Raw genomic sequence first — 17,364 nt, forward strand, 5'->3', positions numbered from 1 at the left:
AACAAAATGGCTGTCGAGATAGGGACACACTGTCTTATTTTATGCAAAATTCATATATAAAGGAGAAGATGTACAATGGCTCGCTATACAGGTTCTGTATGGAAAAAGTCTCGTCGTCTTGGTATCTCATTAACAGGTACTGGTAAGGAGTTAGACAAACGTCCTTATGCACCAGGTCAACACGGACCTAATCAACGTCGTAAACTATCTGAATATGGTTTACAATTACAAGAAAAACAAAAGCTACGTTTCATGTACGGAATCAATGAACGTCAATTCCGTAGTTTATTTGATCGTGCTGGTAAAATAAAAGGTATCCACGGTGAGAACTTCATGATCCTTCTTGAATCTCGTCTTGATAACCTTGTTTACCGTCTAGGACTTGCTAGAACTCGTCGTCAAGCACGTCAATTAGTTAACCACGGTCACATTACTGTAGATGGAGGTCGCGTTGACATTCCTTCTTACCAAGTAAAACCTGGTCAAGTTATCGGTGTACGTGAAAAATCTCAAAAGCTAGATATTATCGCTGATGCTATTGAGGCTAACACTTTCACACCAGAATTCGTAACTTTCGACGCAGACAAATTAGAAGGTACTTTCACTCGCTTACCAGAGCGTTCTGAATTACCAGCTGAAATTAACGAAGCACTTATCGTTGAGTTCTACTCTCGTTAATTTCAGAGCATACTTTTTAGCAGTTTTAAAAACTCTAGAAGACTTGTTCACCAAGTTTTCTAGAGTTTTTGTTTGTTTTTATCTTTATAAATGATCATCTTATATTTACATACTTTACTCCGTCAAGCACTAGAAATACATGAAAGGATTGTAAAAAGGGAAAGATTAATTCAATTTGATCTTTATTTCCAATTTTACTTATTTACAATAGAACATTATGGTTTTATTTTTCACGTATTAGTGTCATTAAATTTTCAGGTACAAGCTTTAACTCACCTTTTTCGAATTCGCTTAGCGTTTTCCAGAACAGTTTAAATGTTGTTCCATCATTTTCTATCCCTAGAAAAGAATTAGTTCTATAAACTAAACCATCCACAAATTCAGCATCATACACCATAACAATTTCATGTCCAATATCGCCGTTGTATGTAAAAATATTTTCAATGGTTCCTAAATATTTAAGGTTATTTATTTCTTGACCTATTTCCTCATTAACTTCTCTAATCAGTGCTTGGGAGCTTAATTCTCCATATTCAATGCCACCGCCAATTGGCCGATAATAGAATTGATTCTTCAAATTATCATATCCTTCTGCTACAAGAATATAATCTTGATTGCTAAATATACAAATAACTAAAGGTCTAATTATTCCTTTTTTCATAGGAACCTCCTGCAAATTAAATTTAATTAAATACAATTCTTCCTTTATTTTAACAATAATTATTGAATTCACGTTAACATAATAAAGAATAGGAGGAATCGTTCACTCCTTATTAATCAATTGTAAGTAAAATTAAAATAAAAAAACACCTTATTCAAGACGACACTGTTATAACACCAAATATCCATTTCCAAGTTTTCTTCACTCATAAAAAAATATGCCTTTAAGCTCCTTTTATATAACCTACACAAATTTCTGTCACCTGCTTATAATACAGTAATAATTTTATAGATAAGAATGATACAGAAAGGCTGAAGAGCGTGATCATTTTTGATAAAGAAGCTACGACCCCTGAGAACCCAGTTTTTTTGCATATACCGAAAACAGGTGGAAAGACTTTGTGGGACTTATTCGAAAGACAACAAGATACTATCCATGTATGGCACAACCGATATTTTAAGGAGTATCAAAAACCAATTCGCTTTTTCACGTTTCTAAGAGACCCAGCTGACCGTGTTATTTCTACTTATTATTATATAAGAAGTTATGAACGAGACCCGTTATACCAAAAAGTAAATGATATGCCCCTGCAAGAATTTGTCGAAAATATGCAAAATGAAGAAATAGATAACCAACCATATAACAAAAACGATATTCGTAATATTCGTTATAGAACGGTTAACCTCGCGACACGATATTTATCCGGTGGTGATCCCAATGATTTAGAAAGAGCAAAACATCATATCACTAAACACTTTGACTTAGTAGGATTTACCGACATGTATCTTGAATCTTTGTTTTGTATGCAGCAAATTTATGGTTGGAACATTGCATCTATTAATAGAAAGAATAAAACAAACAGCAGACCGGAGATGAATAACATTGCTCCCAACATCATTCAGTCCATTGATCAAGTCAATCATCATGATAAAGAACTATATGAATGGGCAAAACAGCATTTCATTAAAAAATTGAACTCTCTTGATAAAGATACACAAAAAGAATTAAACAAATGGGTCAAGCAATTCAATACCTGACTATTCTGTAAACGTAAAATCCCCCACCTAAATTAGATGAGGGATATTTTTTTTCATATTAACAGTCAAAAATCATTTACCAATGCCACTGAACTCTATCCTGTTTTAACCGAAGAGGGAAAATAACGTTCTTTCAAACGAGTTGAAATAACCTCTAAGATAATAGCAATAATTAATACCGCGTATGTAATAAAACCTACTTCTCGTAAATCAAAATAGAATCCAGATGCCATGAATAGTTCAAATCCGATACCACCTGCTCCGGCAGCCGCACCCATTGCCACTGCTACAGAAAAGTTTATCTCAAAACGTAAAAACGTCCAAGACAATAAATAAGTGAAAGTGGATGGGAGGACACCATTGATCACAATATGCCACCAACTAGATCCTGTTGCTCGTAATGCTTCGATTATCCCCGGATTCACTTCCTCAAATGATTCAGAAAATGCTTTAACCAGATAGGCTACGGAGTGGAACAACATCCCCAGTACTGCTGCTTCACTTCCAAGACCAGCAGCAATAGCAAATATTAATACCCATAGTACTGTTGGTACTGCACGAATAAACGCTACTACAACCCGAACAGTGTTGGATAGCCATGGTTTAGAGAGATTTTCTGCTGCCATTAAGGCAAGAAAGAAAGCAATTATCGCACCAAAAATCGTTGCTAACACACCTAAACCAAGAGTTACTCCTACTTGATAAAACGCCTCACCCCAGCTAAAATGACTTAATCCTGGTTCGAAAAACATCACTCGAATATTGTGGATTGTCTCTGTAATCGCACGTTCTAACTGAAGTCCTGTATAATCAAAGAAGAAAAAAGCTAATATCGTTAACGCAGTTAGCACCCATATCGTCCATTTCACGACTGAATCAATTTTATTCCCAGATTTAATATTAATTTGACCGTTTCTCTTACGCTTAATAAGAGCTGGATCGAGTTCTTTCACCATCTCCATTATAAGATCACCCTCCGTATTTTATTAGATACTAATTCAATGGCAATAACGGCGATAATAATGGTAAATGTAATGAGTGCAACTATGTTATAATTCATATTTTTATAATAAAGGTCAAACATGTATCCAATACCTGTACCTGTCAAGATCCCAACTAACGTAGCACTACGAATATTAGTCTCAATCATAAACAAGATCCAGCTAAGCATTTGCGGAAGGCTTTGTGGGATGACAGCTTTACTAATCATATGGAAATAGGTTGCACCTGTCGCAGTTAGTGCTTCAACAGAACTTTGATTGGCTTCATCTACCGATTCAATAAATGCTCTAGTCAAGAAACCCACTGTTGCAACAAATAAAGCCAAGAAGCCTGTTACAGAATTTTGCCCGAACGAGATTAACAAAATTAGTGACCAAGCTACAACCGGAATATTTCTTGAAAACGAGGCGATAAACCTTGCGATAACACTAAATGTTTGATTCACTTTCGTAGTTTTTGATCCCATTATTGCTAGAAAGAGTGATACAATGGCCGCCAATGTTGTAGCGGCAATCGACATAAAAATGGTTTCCCCTAGTTTTTCCAAAATTTGAGGTAGCTTTTCCAAAGACTCCTCGGTAATCAAGAGATTAGAGAATATCCAACTAAACGCAGCTGGTATAGTTGCAATGCTTTCGATTAAATTAAACTTCGTTATGAAAGAAGATAAATAGGTGATCAAAATGATGAGAATTAAAAATATCGTTGTTTGCCATTTATTCTTGCGCATTTGCTTTGCGTCCATGTTACCTACTCCCTTAAACCGTTATTAATTCTCTTGATTCAATTCCATAAATATTCTCAATCTGCTCACCATAAAGAAGTTTGCTAGGGCCATCAAACACAATTTCACCTTTTTTTAAGCCAATAATTCGACTGGCATATTCCTTTGCTACTTCCACTTGATGGAGATTAACAATACAAGTAATTCCCATTTCCGTACTAATCGATTTCAAATAATCCATAATAACTTTGGAGGAATTTGGATCTAAGGAGGCAATCGGCTCATCACAAAGAATCAGTTTCGGCTCCTGAATAAGTGCACGACATATTCCGACACGCTGTTGCTGACCACCGCTTAATTGATCACAGCGTTTGTAGGCGTGCTCTGAAATTCCCAGCTTCTCTAGTAGATAAAATGCCTGTTCCTTTTCTTGTTCTGTAAATCTTCCAAGTACACCTTGGATCGTTGATTTATAGCCGAACCGACCATGCAGTACGTTTTCGATCACTGTTAAGCGTGGCACGAGATTATAGTGCTGAAAAATCATTCCGATATTCGTGCGCAACTGTCGTAATTCCTTCTTCTTCATTGCGCCTACATCTAATCCGTTAAAAATGACTTTCCCTTTATTTATTTCCACCAAGCGATTTATACAGCGAAGTAGGGTGGACTTTCCAGCACCTGAAGGACCAATAACAGATAAGAACTCCCCAGCTTCCACTTCAAAATTAACATCTTTTAATACCTTGGTCTCCCCATCATAAAACTTACTTAGTCCTTCCACTTTAAGTAATGACATGGAACAAACTCCTTTATCGTTTTATTTAGAAAATACGGAGTATGCATTACTCATGCATACCCCTCTTGGGCTTTCTTATTAATTTTGAGAAAGTTCACGAATTGGATTGAACCACTCATCCTCTACCGGAACAAATCTTTCTTGATCTGATTTAGAGAATAAGCCAGATGCGTCAGAATCTTCTGGCACAAAGATATCCTCATTATTTGCGATTTCATCAGAGGCAAACACTTCTTGAATGAGATCATAGTCTTCTTGTCCCAATACATCCATATTGGCAACGAATGGGGCATTCAATACTGGTGTCACACTCATTAACATAAACTCGCTACCAGTCACCGTATTAAATGGTTCTGCCGCGTCATCTTTTACTCGATATACGCTACCGACTGTGTTTTCTTCACCTTCTGCAACTTCTACATAATTGTCTACACAAGAATCACAAAACGCTGCAATATCAGCACTATCATTTAATAAGTTCACAGCTGAACCTTGATGAGAACCACCAAACAATACTTGTGAGAAAAGTGGTCCGCCTTCCATTAAATCTTCTTCTGTTAAGTCCTTATCAGCGAAATGCCCTATTATCGTTGAAGAAGGCACCACAAACCCAGATGTTGAACTATTGGAAACAAAAGAAAATCTTGTGTCTTCAAGAGTATCTAATGAAAACTCTCCATCCACTTTGTAATCATCTTGATCTTCGACTTTAACTGCCAACCAACTGTGATACATGGCGTCATCTAAAGTACCGGACGGACCAGTAGATACAACAATCGGCTGGATAGCATCATTTTGATCACTTGCTTCGATATATCCTTGCGCCCCCATAAATGCTAGGTCTGCATTATTATTAACAATCGTTTCAATTGCAATTGCATAATCAGTCGTTAAATGATGTTCTACTTCTTTACCAGTTGCTTCAGCAATTTCATCACCAATTGCATCACGTGCTGTTTTTAAATCATTACCAGATTCATTTGGATACCAGACAATATCAATGACATCATCCGAACCTGTTTCTTCCCCTTCTGCACTTTCTGAACAAGCTGCTAACATTACGGTAACTACAAGGAACACAACACCAAGTAACCATTTCTTTTGCATGACATTTCCCTCCATGATTCATAAGTAGTTTTTTCGTTCAACTGAGAAGTCGTCTACCTGAAGCTAGTCACATTAAATCATAAACCATGGAAGTTTTGGACAAATTTACTATCTTTTCACATATAATTAAGAATGTTCACACTATCTAAACAAAGTATTTACAAGACTTGTTATCTCACTTTTTTACTTGCAGTGTCTACCTAGACTTTAGAGAACTAAAAATTGACGCTTATCTAATACTTGAAGATAAGAAAATTGGGCAAAATCCGCTCAGTTCTTATCACTAAATGCTAACTAGATCTTCGCCTCCTCTAGTAACCATTATGAAATAAATCGGCTGTTTTGACTGTCACTCCGGCTGCCTACTGGTCTTTCCGTAGGTTTGTCCTTCAGCTAACTTTTTCGAGCACAAACCGCTCGAAAAAGTGGATCTTCATAAAGTGCAAATTATGGCCGTAGCGAAGGGGTAAAACGGTTATTTATTCAGCTTAAATTAAACGATAGAGTTTTTTTGCTTTTAAATAGAAATATATATATAAAATGATAGAGACAGGAAAGAAATACCACAGCAAACCTCGAAGTAGTGCAAAAGGAGTTTCAAGAAGGAATAGTGTCCAAAATGAAAGACCTTGCATTTCCCAGATTTCTGTATTCAGGTACAAGTACATAGGATTATATAATGCCTCTACGTTTATCACTTTGGTATAAATCAATACTAAAAATAATGGAATATAGCCAATTCCTGTCCTTAAACACCTAGTAGAAAGCCTTTTGTATTTACTTGCTCTTGATAGTTCATCTGAAAAAATATCTTTGGCACCGTTTTCAGCAGCTTTTATAAAATATTGCTTTCCTGACGATTTTTTACCCTCTATATGCTTCCAGCCACTGTCTTCAAATAAAGTACAATAATCCATAAAATCTATCTGTTCATTAAAAATCCTATAATCTATTTTTATCGTTCGATCTTGTGCCTTGGTTTTTCTGAATTTATATCCGAAGCTAGTGTCTTCCAATTGATATCCTTTTTGTAACATCTCTTTTAACCATTTTTCTTCCTTTTCCTGATCAATGAATACCCTGAATTTTCTCAATTTAAAAAACCTCCATTATTCATTTAGTAACTTATCAGTAATGTCTATTAATGTCTGCATTCTTTGATAATCTAGTTTTAATACTTCTTTTCCTTTATCCGTAATGACATATATTTTTCGACGTTTATTGTCACTTTCAACTGACTTTATTAGCTTCTGTTTTGATAAGTTTTCAATAGCACCATAAAGCGTTCCTGCTGCAATCACCACATTTTGATTACTTAGCTCTTCAACTCTTTTCATAATAAGATATCCATGTGCCGGTTCCAATAAAGATAATAGTATATAGTATGTTGTCTCCGTTAAAGGCAAATATTTCTCTCTATTCATGAGTAATCCTCCAATAATTAACTACTTGAGAGTATTTATATAGTTAAACTGTATAGTTTGATTATATAAAGTCAGACTGTATATGTCAATCCATATTTATCTCGTGCATTATAAAAAAAGCAGCCCATCTTGAAATCAAATGAATGAAATCAAAATGAAACTGCTTATCTAGATAAAATAATGTTTGTTATATTATTTTTTCTTTTCCTGTGCTCCCCACCAAGAAATGTTTTTTAAACCTTTAATATTCTTATAGTGGAATGTAGGATCTGTTCCTTGTTTTCTCTGTTTCACATAATCTTGCAGTACATCCATTGCAATTTTACTCAATAATAAAATTGCAATTAAGTTGACTACAGCCATCATTGCCATAAACAGGTCTGCCATATCCCAAACAATCTGGATAGAGGCCAGTGAACCGAACATTACCATCCCTAAAACGACAACACGATAAACGTTAACCCATATCCCCTTTGGATTCAAGAAACTGACATTCGTCTCACCATAATAATAGTTACCAATTACAGAACTAAAGGCAAAGAAGAAGATCGTGATCGCTAAGAAAATTGATGCCCATTCACCGACATGTGCACTTAAGGCAACCTGTGTCAACTGAATACCATCTTCTGATGCTTGATAAAAATTATCATAGAGAATGATAATAAAGGCTGTTAAACTACAAATAACAATCGTGTCAAAAAATACTGCCAGCGATTGTACTAATCCTTGTTTAACTGGGTGATTGACCCCTGCTGTTGCAGCTGCGTTAGGCGCACTACCCATACCACCTTCATTGGAAAAGAGACCACGACGGATTCCATACATCATCGCTGCACCTGCACCACCACCGAATACTTCTTCTAATCCAAATGCATTTTTTATGATCAGCATAAACACATCTGGAATAGCTGTAATATTGGTGAATACCACGTAAAGGGCAACAGCCATATATATTACTGCCATAATAGGTACAATCACTCCTGCAACAGAAGCAATACGTTTAATACCACCAAAAATAATTAACCCTGCTAATACAACGAGTATAATACCTGTCCATACTTTATCAATATTAAACGCTTGTTCTACTGCAGCTGAAATCGTATTGGCTTGTACAGCATTAAAAATAAAGCCAAATGTAATGGTTATCAATATCGAGAATAGAATACCAAGCCATTTCTGTCCTAAAGCTTTTTCCATATAATAAGCCGGTCCGCCTCTGAAACCATCTTTATCTGGAACTTTATAAACTTGAGCAAGTGTACTTTCGATAAATGCAGTTGCCATTCCAATTAATGCAATCACCCACATCCAGAACACAGCACCAGGTCCACCAATTGCAACGGCTAACGCTACACCAGCTAGGTTACCTGTCCCAACTCTTGACGCGATGGTAATACTGAATGCTTGGAAGGCATTGGTTCCTTTTTTACCGCTTTGTTCAAGTGCTTCCTCTGAAATAACTTTAAACATATCCCCGAATAAACGGAATTGAACAAATTTAGATCGAAGGGTAAAGAATATACCTGCCCCTATCAGTAAGTAAATTAATACATAATCCCAAAGAATCAGATTACCCCATTCGACTATTTTGGAAGCTAGCCATTCTAGTTTGTCCATGATGTTCCACTCCTCTCGTATGAAAAACTATCCCCAAATTACATAATATAATACACATTCTCCAAAAAAACAAGTTAATCCCTTATCCATTGGATGGACAAGGGATATGTAGTTACTTTGAAACAGCTTGCTCTTTCATCAACCTGTTTGCAACTGATTCTGTAAATTCAATGGTTGTCTTTGGAACTACCGATTTTAATACACTATTAATCATCGGTGCCATCATGCCACCAGCAGATATAGATAAACATCCAGTAACATTCGTTCTTTCAGCAGTAATTTTCTCTGCTTGAAAATATCCACTTCCTTCTAAGTTTTCACTTATTCCTTTCAACTTAAACCTGACACTAGTCGGTGCCACCCATTCTATTATATTTACTTTCAGTCCTATCTTCTTTTGCACCTTGCCAACGTCACCTTTGAAATGCCATGTTGATTGATGCTCATCAATAATCTTGTGGTCGATATATCCCGGTGCTAACGGTGCCCATCTGTTTATATCGCTGACAAATTCCCAGACCTTCTCAATCGGTAAATCCAATTGGACAAAATGTGTACCATTCGGCATTTAAATCCCTCCTTATCATTTCATATGTAGAACTTTGAACGATCATTCACATTTTTGTATTTATTTTATGTAAAAAAGGTATATTCTTCTCTAGAGAGTTTACACTACCAATAGCTTATCGCTAACCGGAGGATATCACCATGTATAAGAAACAGGAACACTGGTTAATTATTTTAACTTTTTTTGTCGCTTTTGTGATCGGTTTATCAATACTCGGACGTATTCTTTCAGGATGAGAGGGAGCAACTATGGAAAGTGAACAAGCTGTTTTTTACAGTCGCCTATTAACCGAATTAACACTTTCATTCCATATTATTTATGCAACCATTGGTGTAGGGATTCCTTTTCTTATATTTCTCGCACAATGGCTTGGCATAAAGAAACAGGATGAGCACTACATTTTATTAGCGAGAAGATGGACAAGAGGTTTCGTCATTACTGTTGCAGTTGGTGTGGTAACAGGAACAGCAATTGGTTTACAACTTAACTTGCTATGGCCAACCTTTATGGAGTTAGCTGGCCAGGCAATAGCACTTCCATTATTTATGGAAACATTCGCCTTCTTCTTTGAGGCTATTTTTCTTGGTATTTATTTATATACGTGGGACAGATTTCGTGATCAACGTAAGCATATGTTACTTTTAATTCCTGTAGCAATAGGCGCTTCTTTTTCTGCTGTTTTTATTACGATGGTCAATGCCTTTATGAATGCACCACAAGGATTTGAATTAATGAATGGCGAACTCATTAATGTTGAACCGCTTGTTGCCATGTTTAATCCAGCCATGCCGACAAAAGTTGCCCATGTTGTAGCAACAGCATATATGACGTCAGCATTTGTATTAGCAGCAATTGGCGCATTCCGTCTACTAAAAGGTTCCAATCATATCTACCATAAAAAAGCTCTTTTACTGACCCTGAAAGTTGGACTAATATTCTCGATAGCTTCTGCTGTTATCGGCGATTTTGCTGGTAAATATCTCGCAGCATATCAACCAGAAAAGCTAGCAGCAATGGAATGGCACTTTGAAACGGAAAATCAGGCATCACTAACATTGTTCGGATTTTTGACTAATGGGGACGAGATTAAATTCTCGTTAGAGGTTCCTTATGCATTAAGTATTCTCGCTCATGGCAACCCGAATGCAGAAGTAATCGGCTTAGATCAGTTTGAAGAAGATGAAATCCCTCCGCTCTACATCCATTATTTATTTAACATTATGGTGATTATCGGTATGATTACAATGATAATCGCACTATTTTACATTATTGGTAATGCCTTAAATAGAACTTTTATTAGGAACAGATTTTTTCTCTGGCTGATCGTAAGTACAGGACCATTATCCATGATAGCTATTGAGGCCGGATGGTGGTTAGCTGAAGTTGGTAGACAGCCATGGGTATTGCGCGGCATCTTACGGACAGAAAATGCTGCTACGACAAGTAATCATGTTGATTTTATGCTTCTACTCTTTATTGGATTATATCTGGTACTCGGGTTAGCAAGTGTTATTGTCTTAACCCGAATGTTTAAAAATAATCCTGTAGAGCAAGAACTACTGGATCAACAAAGAAACGGAAGGTGAACTACATGTCCTATGAAATCATCGGTATTGTAGTACTTTGGCTATTTTTATTTGGATATATTATTGTTGCTTCTATTGATTTTGGAGCAGGGTTCTTTCACGCCTACAGTGTCTTAACCAATAAACAACATATTATTAGTAAGATTGTTCAACGCTACCTTTCTCCTGTGTGGGAGGTTACCAATGTCTTTCTTGTCTTTTTCTTCGTTGGTATTGTAGGATTCTTTCCTAGTACTGCTTATTATTATGGCACTATATTATTAGTGCCTGCCAGTTTGTCTCTGATCCTCTTAGCAATTAGGGGTGCCTATTATGCATTCACTACTTATGGTAAACTAAGAAGCAATTTCTGGACTTACTTATATGGTTTTTCAGGCTTGTTGATCCCTGCTTCGCTTTCGATCGTATTAACAATCTCAGAAGGTGGTTTTATTGTAAAAAAAAATAATGAACTTTCTTTGCAATATGCTAACTTATTCACAAGCCCTTTGACATGGAGTATTGTAATTTTAAGTTTAACTTCTGTTCTCTACATTTCAGCTGTTTTTCTTACTTGGTATGCTCATAAGGCAAAAGATCGCCCAGCAACCACTCTATTAAGGAAATATGCCTTAATATGGGCTGGGCCTGCAATGATAACAGCTACTGGGATTATTGTTGAATTGCGAACCCATAATCCTGCTCACTTTCAAAGAATGCTTGATCTATGGTGGATGTTTGCACTTTCGGGAATTTTGTTTATCGCAACCGTCTATTTTATTTGGCAGAAAAAATCTTATGGCCTTGCATTTTTCTTACTTACTGGTCAATTTTTTATTGCTTTCTATGCTTATGGAATCTCTCATTATCCTTACTTACTTTATCCATATTTGACGATAGATGAAGGTTTCACAAACGAAGGAATGGCTATTGCGCTAATTTTTGCTTTTATTGCGGGATTTTGCTTATTAATACCTTCCTTATGGTTACTATTACGTCTATTTCTTTTCAACAAGGATTACGTAGAAGGGAAAATAAAGTGAGACATATTGGCGCTAAAAAAAGGAGGACTCACATATGAACGAGTTTATATACTTTTATGCTCCCTTTATTATCTTAATCATCAGTATTATATTTACATTCTGGTTCGTTGCGAAAAACAACAAAATAAAGTAAGAAAAGCGTAGAGCGCCCGTTTAGAAACGTAGCGACTGGAACGCATCAACTGAGATAAAGGAATCACGGTGAGTTTACGAACCGATGATGACTTATCGTAGGGCGATTCGTGAAGTCGCCTAGTTTCTGGGCGCTCGGAGCTAGACATCTTCGCAAATTACTTTCTTGTCTCTTTAAAAAAACCAGGCTGTTAACTCTTAAGCCTGGTTTTATCCTCAATCATTAAAAGCGAATTAAGAAGTATTTCTTCTTCCCTCTTCTAATAATCGTAAATTTATCTTCGATTCGGTCTTTCTCTGTTAATTGATGCGTTAATTCTTGATTTCTAATACCATTAATGTAGATGGCACCATTCTTAATATCTTCACGTGCTTGACGCTTGGAAGAGGAAATATTAGCTTCCACCAATAAATCAATTAAACCAATTTCTTTATTCTCTATAGTCACAGAAGGTACATCTTTAAATCCTTGCTCAATTTCAGCAGCATTCAAGCTTGTTAAATCCCCACTGAATAAAGCTGCAGTGATTTTCTGTGCTTGTTTTAACGCTTCTTCACCATGAACCAGTTTGGTCATTTCTTCTGCTAAGCGTTTATGCGGTATACGTTGCTCCGGAGCTTCTTCTAACTCTTTCTCCAGAGCTGCTATTTCATCAAAATCAATAAACGTAAAGTATTTAATAAACCGGATTACATCACGATCATCGGTATTAATCCAGAATTGGTAAAATTCATATGGTGTTGTTTTCTCCGGATCAAGCCATACTGCTCCACCAGCCGTTTTCCCGAATTTGGTTCCATCGCTCTTGGTAATCAAAGGTACTGTTAAACCGTATACTTCTGCTTCTTCTTTCTCGTTTTCAAACCGTTTACGACGGATTAGCTCCATTCCCGCTGTAATGTTCCCCCATTGATCACTACCACCAATTTGCAGGGTGCAATTTTCTTTTTCGTACAGATTCAGAAAGTCGAACGATTGCAGCATCATGTAACTAAATTCTGTAAAGGAAAGGCCGCCTTCCAATCTGGATTCTACAGAATCTTTAGCCAACATATAGTTGATACTAAAGTGTTTACCGATGTCACGCAAAAATTCAATGAAGGTTAAACTCGCTAGCCATTCATGGTTGTTACGAGCTACAGCACTATTTTCCCCTTGATCGAAATTTAAGATGCTTGCTAGCTGTTCTTTAATTTTTTCACTAAATCCTTTTACTACTTCCGGACTGTTTAAAGATCTTTCTGTAGAACGGCCACTTGGGTCACCAATTAAACCTGTTCCACCACCAATTAAAGCAATTGGACGATGACCAGCTTTTTGGAACCTTTTCAGCATTAAAACCGGTAACAGGTGTCCAATATGTAAGCTGTCAGCTGTCGGATCAAATCCACAGTATAGGGTAACAATATTGTTATCTAAATGTTTTCTTAAACCGTCATCATCGGTTGTCTGTTGAATCAGGTCTCTTTTGGCTAATTCGTCTAAAATATGCATTTTAATAAACACTCCTTTTTTGTTGGTAAAAAAATCCATAAAAAAAACTCCTCCCTCATAGTAAGGGACGAGATATTCGCGGTACCACCCTTGTTGCAATTCCAATGAACTGCCACTTAAGGAAATAACGATGCAGACCACACCGTCTTCATTCATCATGAAGATACTCCAGAACGTAATTCATGCCAAGGTTATTTACTGACTTGCACCAACCGCCAGCTCTCTATAAAAGGGAACCTTACACTACTTCAATCCTTCATAGTATTATGGATGTTTAATTGTTATATCATTATTAGCATATTTGTAATAAAAATGCAATATTTTTTTGGCAATTTTATAACAAAACTGATTGACTGTTGTGCTATAATATGTAGTGGATTATTTAGGAGGGTATCGAATGAACTTAAAAGATTTTTTTCATAATATGTGGCAGTCTATGAAAGAAATTTGGAATAAAAAAATTATTCAAAAATCTACTAGAATTAGCTATCATATCATTTGGAATATTGTATTATTCTTTATTACGATTGGTATTGTTGGTGGATTTTTCGTTGCCGGTCTTGGTGCAGGTTACTTTGCATCTTTAGTTGATGACGAAGAAATCCAAACAGAAGAACAAATGGCAAGTGCTATTTACAACTATGAAGAAACATCTGAATTATATTTTGCCAATAATGAATTCCTATCAGATGTTAGCTCGGAATTATTACGAGATGAAACATCTCTTGAAAATGTAAGTGAATATGCCCAAAATGCTGTTATCGCTACTGAAGATGAATATTTTGAAACACATAATGGGATCGTTCCAAAGGCGATTTTACGTGCGGTCTTCCAAGAGGTAACCAATTCCTCTACCAAGTCAGGTGGAAGTACATTAACACAGCAAATAATTAAAAATCAAATCTTAACAAATGAAGTATCCTTTGAGCGGAAGGCAAAAGAGATGCTGTTAGCGATGAGATTGGAACGCTTCTTTGAAAAAGACGATATTTTAGAAGCATATTTAAATATTGTTCCTTTTGGACGAAACGCTTCTGGTCAAAACATAGCTGGTATTCAAACCGCTGCGGATGGTATATTCGGTGTCAATGCTGAAGATTTAAACCTTCCACAAGCAGCATTCATTGCAGGCCTACCTCAAAGTCCATCTTATTACACCCCCTTCTTAAACGGTGGTGGATTAAAAGAAGAGGCTGGTCTCGAGCCTGGGCTAAATCGGATGCGATCTGTTTTAAGCAGAATGTTAGAAGCAGGATACATTAATGATGAGGAATATCAAGATGCGTTAGAATATGATATTGTTGCTGACTTTAAAGAGCCAGAAGATTCCGTTCTGGAAAAATATCCTTTTTTAATGCGTGAATTACAAGATAGAGCAGTTGATATTTTAGTTGAAGTTCTTGCGGAACAAGATGGTTATTCGAAAGAAGATTTAGAGTCCAGTGATATTTTGCTAGAAGAATATCAGATAAGAGCAAGTCGGGAAATCGGCAGCAATGGTTATAAAATACACTCTACCATTGATAAAGAAATATATGATGAATTTCAAAAAGTTGCTCGAGAATATGATAATTACGGACGAGATAAGTTAGCCAGAAATGAAAAAACTAAAGAACCGATTATGGTGGAAAACCCGGACACTGGCGAAATGGAACAGCTTGGCGAACAACCTGTTCAAGTTGGCAGTGTACTGATTGAAAATAGTACAGGTAAAATATTGAGTTTTGTTGGTGGACGTGATTTTGAAAAATCTGAAAAAAATCATGCAACAAACGTTGCACGACAACCGGGGAGTACAATGAAACCTCTTGCTGGTTATGGACCAGCAATGGAATTGGGTGTGATACAGCCTGGTTCAGTCATTGCAGATGTACAAAAAACTTATCCTGGTAATTATACGCCAACTAACTATTCTCAACGGTTTTACGGTTTAACACCAGTCAGGGAAGCACTATATCGATCACATAACGCTACTGCTGTTGCTGTTTTCAACGAAATCAAAGGCCCCGACCTAGCAAGAAACTTTCTATGGAAAATGGGCTTAACTCGTATACCAGAAGAAGCTGGTGGCTATCCATCAATTGTATTAGGTTCTCGTAATATAACAGTTGAAGAAAATACGAATGCTTATGCAACGTATGGAAACTTAGGAGAGTTTGTTGAAGGATATATGATTGAAAAAATCGAAACCAAAGATGGAGAAGTTGTTTATCAACATGAATCCGAACCAGTGGAAGTGTTTAGTCCACAAACAAGCTATTTGATGATTGACATGATGCGTGATGTACTCACTCGCGGTACAGGTACTGCTGCCAGAGCAGGCCTTGCTAACAAAAATGTTGATTGGGCCGGAAAAACAGGTACAACTAGTGAGTATAAAGATACATGGTTTATCGCAACAAACCCTAATGTAACGTTGAGTAGTTGGATGGGATATGACTATAATCAACAGTTAGACAAAGACGGTTATAGTACCCGTAATAACACATTCTGGGCAAAACTAGTCAATGCTGCCACTGAAATTCGTCCTGAATTAATGGCACCTTCGGATAAATTTGAGCGACCTGGTGGTATAGTTTCTAGATCTTATTGTGCCGTCTCAGGTCTGTTACCATCAGATGAGTGCAGTAAGCTTGGGTTGGTTCAATCTGATATTTATAATGCCAATTATGTCCCTTCTAAACGAGATTATAGTCTAATTAAAGAAAACTATGCGACAATTGACGGAGAGGTAGTACTAGCTGGTAACAATACTCCGGATGAGTTCTCGGACGGGGACGGTGTAAGCTTTAACCCTGAATGGTTGGAGGATATGGGCTATAATAAACTAGCAAATATTAAACAACTGACATCAGGTAAGGGCGGTGCATGGGAAAAAATTAAATATCCAAGTGATGACAAAGAGGTCAAAAATGATGGAAATGCACCAAGTGCCCCTACTTCCTTAAAGCTAAATGGACAAAAATTGAACTGGAATAAATCGAAGAGCTCTGATGTGGTTGGCTATCGCATTTACCGTACAAGTGATCCTGATTCTGATGATTTTCAGCGGGTTGGCTCTACCGCTGATACATCATTCTCCATTCCTGGCAGTGATGCAGTCTACCATGTTAAGGCAGTTGATTATTTTGGACAAGAGTCTAAGCCGAGTAACGTAGTAGAAAAAGGAGATTTCTCAAAACCAGAAGAAGATGACGACGAAGACAAAGATGATGAAAAACCTAAGAAAAAGAAAAAGAACAACAATTCTGGTAACAATGGAACTAATAATAATTCAGGTGAAAGTAATAACAATGAAGAGGAATCCAATGATGATTCTGAAACAGAGTCTGAAGAACCGGAGACCGAGCAAGAACCAGACCAAGAAGACGAAAATGATGACTAAAATTAAAAGAACTCTTATCCAGACTTGGATAAGAGTTCTTTTCTTTATGTTATAGAAAATTATAAAATTTGATCATATAGTTATATATGGCCATGTTGAGCCACATCCTAACGAAGTGCCGAAAAAC

At 36.6% G+C, this 17,364-nt stretch carries 16 protein-coding genes and 1 other annotated feature; of the genes, 6 read left to right on the forward strand and 10 right to left on the reverse strand.

The annotated features are described in order from the left end of the window. Positions 1-75: 75 nt before the first annotated feature. On the forward strand, positions 76-678 hold the full coding sequence (gene rpsD, locus GHT08_RS12005) for a 30S ribosomal protein S4 (protein ID WP_163581636.1): 603 nt from the start codon (positions 76-78) through the stop codon (positions 676-678). A 223-nt stretch (positions 679-901) separates the two neighbouring features. Here the strand turns inward: rpsD and GHT08_RS12010 are convergent, their stop codons facing one another. Continuing rightward, positions 902-1,339, reverse strand: coding sequence for an NUDIX hydrolase (locus GHT08_RS12010; RefSeq protein ID WP_163581637.1), 438 nt, complete (start codon positions 1,337-1,339; stop codon positions 902-904). A 320-nt stretch (positions 1,340-1,659) separates the two neighbouring features. On the opposite strand from GHT08_RS12010, the gene GHT08_RS12015 reads away from it, so the two are divergent. After that, positions 1,660-2,376, forward strand: coding sequence for a sulfotransferase family 2 domain-containing protein (locus tag GHT08_RS12015; RefSeq protein ID WP_163581638.1), 717 nt, complete (start codon positions 1,660-1,662; stop codon positions 2,374-2,376). A gap of 95 nt (positions 2,377-2,471) precedes the next feature. Here the strand turns inward: GHT08_RS12015 and GHT08_RS12020 are convergent, their stop codons facing one another. The 8 genes from GHT08_RS12020 to GHT08_RS12055 all read right to left on the reverse strand — a co-directional run bounded on the left by GHT08_RS12020 (position 2,472) and on the right by GHT08_RS12055 (position 9,617). After that, a complete protein-coding gene (locus GHT08_RS12020; RefSeq protein ID WP_163581639.1) occupies positions 2,472-3,338 on the reverse strand; it encodes an ABC transporter permease subunit in 867 nt (288 codons plus the stop codon). Then, positions 3,338-4,123 (reverse strand): phosphonate ABC transporter, permease protein PhnE, encoded by a 786-nt coding sequence (phnE, locus tag GHT08_RS12025; protein WP_163581640.1) that lies wholly within the window; start codon positions 4,121-4,123, stop codon positions 3,338-3,340. Before phnE ends, GHT08_RS12020 begins: the two co-directional genes overlap by 1 nt. Positions 4,124-4,136: 13 nt before the next feature. Then, a complete protein-coding gene (gene phnC, locus GHT08_RS12030) occupies positions 4,137-4,901 on the reverse strand; it encodes a phosphonate ABC transporter ATP-binding protein (protein WP_163581641.1) in 765 nt (254 codons plus the stop codon). Between the two features lie 78 nt (positions 4,902-4,979). Then, positions 4,980-6,008, reverse strand: coding sequence for a PhnD/SsuA/transferrin family substrate-binding protein (locus tag GHT08_RS12035; RefSeq protein ID WP_163581642.1), 1,029 nt, complete (start codon positions 6,006-6,008; stop codon positions 4,980-4,982). 488 nt (positions 6,009-6,496) lie between these two features. Next, entirely contained in the window at positions 6,497-7,102 is a 606-nt protein-coding gene (locus GHT08_RS12040) for a DUF2812 domain-containing protein (protein WP_163581643.1), read from the reverse strand. Between the two features lie 15 nt (positions 7,103-7,117). Further along, on the reverse strand, positions 7,118-7,432 hold the full coding sequence (locus GHT08_RS12045; RefSeq protein WP_163581644.1) for a PadR family transcriptional regulator: 315 nt from the start codon (positions 7,430-7,432) through the stop codon (positions 7,118-7,120). A 192-nt stretch (positions 7,433-7,624) separates the two neighbouring features. Further along, a complete protein-coding gene (locus tag GHT08_RS12050; RefSeq protein WP_163581645.1) occupies positions 7,625-9,049 on the reverse strand; it encodes an alanine/glycine:cation symporter family protein in 1,425 nt (474 codons plus the stop codon). A gap of 112 nt (positions 9,050-9,161) precedes the next feature. Beyond that, the gene (locus GHT08_RS12055) at positions 9,162-9,617 is read right to left on the reverse strand and encodes an SRPBCC family protein (protein ID WP_163581646.1); all 456 of its coding nucleotides are present in this window, start codon (positions 9,615-9,617) and stop codon (positions 9,162-9,164) included. A gap of 248 nt (positions 9,618-9,865) precedes the next feature. Here GHT08_RS12055 and GHT08_RS12060 point away from each other — a divergent pair, with 248 nt between their 5' ends. From GHT08_RS12060 to cydS, 3 genes are read left to right on the forward strand one after another with little or no spacing between them, the layout of a single operon-like run. Further along, a complete protein-coding gene (locus GHT08_RS12060; protein WP_163581647.1) occupies positions 9,866-11,203 on the forward strand; it encodes a cytochrome ubiquinol oxidase subunit I in 1,338 nt (445 codons plus the stop codon). 5 nt (positions 11,204-11,208) lie between these two features. Next, the gene (locus tag GHT08_RS12065) at positions 11,209-12,225 is read left to right on the forward strand and encodes a cytochrome d ubiquinol oxidase subunit II (protein WP_163581648.1); all 1,017 of its coding nucleotides are present in this window, start codon (positions 11,209-11,211) and stop codon (positions 12,223-12,225) included. A 34-nt stretch (positions 12,226-12,259) separates the two neighbouring features. Beyond that, positions 12,260-12,358: a cytochrome bd oxidase small subunit CydS family protein gene (gene cydS / locus GHT08_RS22600; RefSeq protein ID WP_420370973.1), complete on the forward strand. Its 99-nt coding sequence runs from the start codon at positions 12,260-12,262 to the stop codon at positions 12,356-12,358. A gap of 222 nt (positions 12,359-12,580) precedes the next feature. Here the strand turns inward: cydS and tyrS are convergent, their stop codons facing one another. Next, positions 12,581-13,852, reverse strand: a complete 1,272-nt coding sequence (gene tyrS, locus GHT08_RS12070; RefSeq protein WP_163581665.1) for a tyrosine--tRNA ligase — start codon at positions 13,850-13,852, stop codon at positions 12,581-12,583. A 60-nt stretch (positions 13,853-13,912) separates the two neighbouring features. Beyond that, positions 13,913-14,121: a binding site (T-box leader), on the reverse strand. Between the two features lie 128 nt (positions 14,122-14,249). Between tyrS and GHT08_RS12075 the strand changes: the two genes are divergently transcribed. Further along, complete coding sequence (locus tag GHT08_RS12075; protein ID WP_163581649.1) at positions 14,250-17,237, forward strand: transglycosylase domain-containing protein; 2,988 nt, start codon at positions 14,250-14,252, stop codon at positions 17,235-17,237. Positions 17,238-17,364: the final 127 nt, after the last annotated feature.

It is taken from the genome of Gracilibacillus saliphilus (assembly GCF_010994085.1).
In the GTDB taxonomy this organism is placed as follows: Bacteria; Bacillota; Bacilli; order Bacillales; family Amphibacillaceae; genus Gracilibacillus; species Gracilibacillus lacisalsi.

Bases quoted from the DNA above. Each gene is read 5' to 3' on its own strand.
- GHT08_RS12060 (WP_163581647.1), top strand. From the start codon at position 9,866: ATGGAAAGTGAACAAGCTGTTTTTTACAGTCGCCTATTAACCGAATTA.
- rpsD (WP_163581636.1), top strand. From the start codon at position 76: ATGGCTCGCTATACAGGTTCTGTATGGAAAAAGTCTCGTCGTCTTGGT.
- phnE (WP_163581640.1), bottom strand. From the start codon at position 4,123: ATGGACGCAAAGCAAATGCGCAAGAATAAATGGCAAACAACGATATTT.
- cydS (WP_420370973.1), top strand. From the start codon at position 12,260: ATGAACGAGTTTATATACTTTTATGCTCCCTTTATTATCTTAATCATC.
- GHT08_RS12050 (WP_163581645.1), bottom strand. From the start codon at position 9,049: ATGGACAAACTAGAATGGCTAGCTTCCAAAATAGTCGAATGGGGTAAT.
- GHT08_RS12075 (WP_163581649.1), top strand. From the start codon at position 14,250: ATGAACTTAAAAGATTTTTTTCATAATATGTGGCAGTCTATGAAAGAA.
- GHT08_RS12045 (WP_163581644.1), bottom strand. From the start codon at position 7,432: ATGAATAGAGAGAAATATTTGCCTTTAACGGAGACAACATACTATATA.
- GHT08_RS12055 (WP_163581646.1), bottom strand. From the start codon at position 9,617: ATGCCGAATGGTACACATTTTGTCCAATTGGATTTACCGATTGAGAAG.
- phnC (WP_163581641.1), bottom strand. From the start codon at position 4,901: ATGTCATTACTTAAAGTGGAAGGACTAAGTAAGTTTTATGATGGGGAG.
- GHT08_RS12010 (WP_163581637.1), bottom strand. From the start codon at position 1,339: ATGAAAAAAGGAATAATTAGACCTTTAGTTATTTGTATATTTAGCAAT.
- GHT08_RS12035 (WP_163581642.1), bottom strand. From the start codon at position 6,008: ATGCAAAAGAAATGGTTACTTGGTGTTGTGTTCCTTGTAGTTACCGTA.
- GHT08_RS12020 (WP_163581639.1), bottom strand. From the start codon at position 3,338: ATGGAGATGGTGAAAGAACTCGATCCAGCTCTTATTAAGCGTAAGAGA.
- GHT08_RS12065 (WP_163581648.1), top strand. From the start codon at position 11,209: ATGTCCTATGAAATCATCGGTATTGTAGTACTTTGGCTATTTTTATTT.
- tyrS (WP_163581665.1), bottom strand. From the start codon at position 13,852: ATGCATATTTTAGACGAATTAGCCAAAAGAGACCTGATTCAACAGACA.